Genomic DNA, 3,525 nt, shown 5'->3' with positions numbered 1-3,525 from the left:
GGGGCTGCTCAAGGAAAATATCGACGGCGAGGCGCTCACCTGGGCGCACAGCCGCATCATCGGTCGTCCCGAAGAGCGTAAAATCCTGATGGTAATCAGCGACGGCGCGCCCGTCGACGACAGCACGCTGTCGGTGAACCACGGCGCTTATCTGGACCAGCATTTGCGCCAGGTGATCGACTGGATCGAGAACCGCTCGCCGGTCGAACTGTGCGCGATCGGCATCGGCCACGACGTGACACGCTATTACAGCCGCGCGGTGACGATCATGGATGCCGAGCAATTGGGCGGCACGATGGTCGAACAGCTGGCCGGGTTGTTCGACATCGATTGAGGGGATGCGAAAAGGGGGAACGGCAATGCCACTCCCCCTGTCCGTTCGGATTAGCCATCCGGCCCAGGCCGGACGCGCTTATTTTTTCTTGCCGGTCCACGCTTCGGGGTCGAAACCTTCGAGCGTATCGCTCTTGGCGCCCGCGGCGATTTCCTCGGCGGTCAGGAACTTGATCGCGACCCCGCCCGCTTTGGTATTGCCCCAGCTAAGCGCGGTGATGTGGCTATCGCCATATTTGGCACCGATTACGGCATCGGCACCCAGCTTTTCGCCGCGTTCCCAGATTTCATTGTAAATCTTCTGCTGCGACGGTTCCTTGCTGAAAATCGTCGCCTTGCGAACCCCCGCTGTTACAACGCCGACGATTTTATAAGGCTTGTCGGTGATGTCGTGCGGGAAAACCGGGACGCCCATCTCTTCGTTGACCACGACATAGGTCACGTCCTTTTTCTTCGCGACAGCCGGTGTCGCCACCGCCATCGCGGCTACCGCAACAACGGCAAGAAGGTTGATTCGCTTCATATTAATGCTCCCCCAATTGGACGGCTTTCATCCATTGCAAGGCAGGCCTAGGTCAACCAGAATTTATCTTGGCAAAGCGCTTTGTTCATGGCCTAAAAGCCGCTGGGGTTTCAGGGGGATATCATGTTTGCATTTCCGGCGGTGCTGGCCGCAGCTTGGACGATGGCGGGGGCGCAGGCGGCGCCCGTCGATATGCCGCTTCCGCCCGCCATGGCGGCAGAGCCTGTATCGATCGAGGCCTTCCCGGTGACCCCGCCCCCTGCGGCTCCGCCACTCCTGTTACGGCGCGACACCCCGATCCATTTCATGGTCGTATCCGAAGTGACGACAAAAACCCATCTAGCCGGGCATCGCTTCAAACTGCGCGTCGACAAGCCGGTGCTCATCGACGGGATTATCGTCATCCCGGTCGGGGCGACGGCATGGGGCGAAGTGCTGGCCGCAAAAAAGAGCGGCAATGTCGGCAAATCGGGATCGCTTGAGGCAAAACTCCTCTATGTTGAAAGCGATGGCCTGCAGATTCCGGTCAGCGGAACCAACAGCGCCAAGGGTGCCGGTGGCGGCGGCGAGACGGCGCTCGGCATCCTCGCGCTCGGCCCGCTCGGTCTGTTTGCGAAGGGCAACAACGCCAAGATCAAGGCGGGCGAACTGATGACTGGCTTTGTCGAGCAGGACATCGAAATCCCGCGCGCGGTGCCCGCTGGATTATGATGTGGCTTCGCACCACCGCCGCCTGCGTCGGACTCGTGCTGGCCAGCGTTGCGAGCGCTCAGGAAGCCAGCGGCACGGTGATGCCCTCCGGCACGGCCGAAGCGGCCATAGTGGTCCCGGCGGGCACTGTCATTGACCTCGTCACGACCAGCGCCGTTTCCAGCAAGAAAAGCGTCAAAGGCGACCTTCTCTACCTTAAGGTCACGGCGCCGCTCGTCGTCGATGGCATCGTGGCGATACCCGCCGATGTGATCGTTGTGGGCCAGTTGAGCCAAGCCAACCCGCGCGGTGCGTTCGGAAAAAAGGGGAAACTTGCAGTCCAATTGCTCTATGCGGAACTGCCCAGCGGGACTGTGCGGATCAGCGGCGCGCTCGAAGCCAGGGGCAAAAACGGCGCCGACGACGCAGCAGCCACCGCGGCCGCTTTCCTTCTGCTGCCCTTCGTTGCCACCGGGCGCAGCGCGGAAATTCCCGCCGGATCGCAAGTATCGGGCCGCCTCGACCGCGACCTTCGCATCGATCTTCGCTGATCTGTCGATCGGTTATTCCGACAGGGTGACAACCCCCTCCCCCCTCGTTACAAACTCCTTCGGAGCAGCAGGGACTCGCGGCCTGACGACGGGAGCCGCTGCACCGCTATTCATGCTGTGGGTCGCCAGCATGGCTTGGGGCCGCACCGGGGTGGTGCGTGGCTGAGGGGGCGACTGACATATGAAAAAAGCATCCGACCTGTTCATCGAATGTCTGGAAGAAGAAGGCGTCGAATATATTTTCGGCGTTCCGGGCGAAGAAAATCTCGACTTTCTCGACAGTCTGTCGCGATCGACGCAGATCAAGCTGATCCTGACGCGGCACGAGCAGGGCGCAGGCTTCATGGCCGCAACCTATGGCCGCCATACGGGCAAGACCGGGGTCTGCCTTGCCACCCTCGGCCCCGGCGCCACCAACTTCGTGACCGCGGCCGCGTATGCGCAGCTGGGCGGGATGCCGATGATGATGATCACCGGGCAAAAGCCGATCAAGAAATCCAAACAAGGGCGCTTCCAGATCCTCGACGTCGTCGCGATGATGGGGCCGATCACCAAATTCACCCACCAGATGGCGGCGTCGGACAATATCCCGAGCCGGGTGCGCGAAGCCTTTCGCCTCGCCGAAGAAGAAAAGCCCGGCGCGGTGCATATCGAATTGCCGGAGGATATTGCCGACGAACATACCGACGCGACACCGCTGAAACGCAGCCATTCGCGCCGCCCGAACGCCGATAGCAAATCGATCCGCGAGGCGGTGAAGGCGCTCGAAGCCGCGAAGTCGCCGGTGCTCGTCATCGGCGCCGGCGCCAACCGCACAATGACCAGCCGGATGCTGCTCCAGTTCATCGAAAAGACTGGCATCCCGTTCCTGACCACCCAGCTTGGCAAGGGCGTGATCGACGAACGCCACCCGAAGTTCCTTGGCTGCGCCGCGCTGTCGGCGGGCGATTTCGTCCACCGTGCCGTCGAGGCATCGGATTGCATCGTCAACCTGGGCCACGACGTGATCGAAAAACCACCCTTCTTCATGCAGCGCGGCGGCCCGACGGTGATCCATGTGTCGTCGAAGACCGCCGAGGTCGATCCGGTCTATTTCCCCAACATCGAAGTGATCGGCGATATTGCCAATGCGGTGTGGCAGATGAAGGAAGACATCGTCCCCAGCGGCAGCTGGAAATTCGACCATATGCTGAAATTCCGCCAGGGCGAGGTCGACCATACCAAGCCGCTGGCCGAAGATGCGCGTTTCCCGATCTTTCCGCCGCATCTGGTCCAGTCGATCCGCGACGCCATGCCCGACGACGGCATCATCTGCCTCGACAATGGCGTCTATAAAATCTGGTTCGCGCGCGGCTACACCGCCTATCGCCCCAACACCGTGCTGCTCGACAATGCGCTGGCAACGATGGGCGCGGGGCTGCCATCGGC

General features: G+C 61.6%; 5 protein-coding genes. 4 read left to right on the top strand and 1 reads right to left on the bottom strand.

The window, feature by feature from the left end; translation table 11 throughout:
- Positions 1–334: cobaltochelatase CobT-related protein (locus tag B4F07_RS00575; protein ID WP_414711743.1), on the top strand; the 334-nt coding region annotated here is incomplete at its 5' end.
- 78 nt (positions 335–412) lie between these two features.
- Here the strand turns inward: B4F07_RS00575 and B4F07_RS00570 are convergent.
- Positions 413–856 (bottom strand): hypothetical protein, encoded by a 444-nt coding sequence (locus tag B4F07_RS00570; protein ID WP_293703784.1) that lies wholly within the window; start codon positions 854–856, stop codon positions 413–415.
- A 123-nt stretch (positions 857–979) separates the two neighbouring features.
- On the opposite strand from B4F07_RS00570, the gene B4F07_RS00565 reads away from it, so the two are divergent.
- The 3 genes from B4F07_RS00565 to B4F07_RS00555 all read left to right on the top strand — a co-directional run.
- Entirely contained in the window at positions 980–1,567 is a 588-nt protein-coding gene (locus tag B4F07_RS00565; protein ID WP_293703786.1) for a hypothetical protein, read from the top strand.
- A gap of 35 nt (positions 1,568–1,602) precedes the next feature.
- A complete protein-coding gene (locus B4F07_RS00560; RefSeq protein ID WP_293703788.1) occupies positions 1,603–2,097 on the top strand; it encodes a hypothetical protein in 495 nt (164 codons plus the stop codon).
- 181 nt (positions 2,098–2,278) lie between these two features.
- A partial coding sequence (locus tag B4F07_RS00555; RefSeq protein WP_293704447.1) for an acetolactate synthase large subunit occupies positions 2,279–3,525 on the top strand: 1,247 nt, incomplete at its 3' end.

The organism is Sphingopyxis sp. UBA6723 (assembly GCF_002454115.1).
GTDB lineage: Bacteria > Pseudomonadota > Alphaproteobacteria > Sphingomonadales > Sphingomonadaceae > Sphingopyxis.
Note: the sequence above shows the minus strand (reverse complement) of the source record. Positions and strands in the feature narration are given on the sequence as shown.

Bases quoted from the DNA above. Each gene is read 5' to 3' on its own strand.
- B4F07_RS00570 (WP_293703784.1), bottom strand. From the start codon at position 856: ATGAAGCGAATCAACCTTCTTGCCGTTGTTGCGGTAGCCGCGATGGCG.
- B4F07_RS00565 (WP_293703786.1), top strand. From the start codon at position 980: ATGTTTGCATTTCCGGCGGTGCTGGCCGCAGCTTGGACGATGGCGGGG.